This is a genomic window from Rhodoplanes sp. SY1, assembly GCF_046000175.1.
Taxonomy (GTDB): domain Bacteria; phylum Pseudomonadota; class Alphaproteobacteria; order Rhizobiales; family Xanthobacteraceae; genus Rhodoplanes.
Map to the genome: position 1 here is coordinate 1 of NZ_JBEOMB010000384.1, position 658 is coordinate 658.

The 658-nt window shown below is 71.9% G+C and carries 1 protein-coding gene; it reads right to left on the bottom strand.

The window, feature by feature from the left end; all coding sequences use genetic code 11:
- A partial coding sequence (locus ABTU92_RS29835) for a hypothetical protein (RefSeq protein WP_408095157.1) occupies nt 1-556 on the bottom strand: 556 nt, incomplete at its 3' end.
- Between the last annotated feature and the right edge of the window lie 102 nt (nt 557-658).

A 658-nucleotide genomic window follows, 5' to 3' on the forward strand; every position in this document is an offset into this window, starting at 1 on the left:
GCTCGACCGCGCCGTCGAGCACCGCCTCGACGTCGCTCACCAAGACGCGGAAAAGCGGATCGGCGCCGAGCCCGAACAGCGCCTGCTTCCAGGTGACGGCGTAGAAGGCCGCGCCCTTGGCGAAGGTCTCCGACGTGAACAGCGGCCGCGCCTCGGCGTCCTCGGGCGACCCGATGTTCTGCAGGCCCCAGCGCGCCGTCCCGAAGTCGGCCAGCACGTCGAGGATCCCGTGCGACAGCGCGAAGGCGACCTCCTGACGCGGCGTCGCGCGGCCTCCGATCGCCACGTCCTGGGTCACCACATAGGCGGCGCATTCGAGGGCGAGCTTCCAGTCGCCGCCGACGCCGACCGGGCCGCGCCAGCGGGTGAGCGCGACGGCGATCATGGGCGGAAGGAAGATGTCCTTCTCGATCAGGTCGGAGACGTCGATCCGGCCCGGATGCGACCGCACCGTGACGTCGGGAAACAGCGGCTTCAAAGCCGCTTCGATCGCGGGGAGAAAGCCGACCAGGCGCGACGCCGCGAGCCGCTCGGCGATGGTAGCGGGGGCGATCACGTGCCACCTCCGACGCCGACGAGGCGGCCGAGCCAGTCGGTCGCGAGGCGCTCGACCTTCTCGCGGTCCTCGGCCGAGAAGCCGACGAAGGGCCGCGCCGGG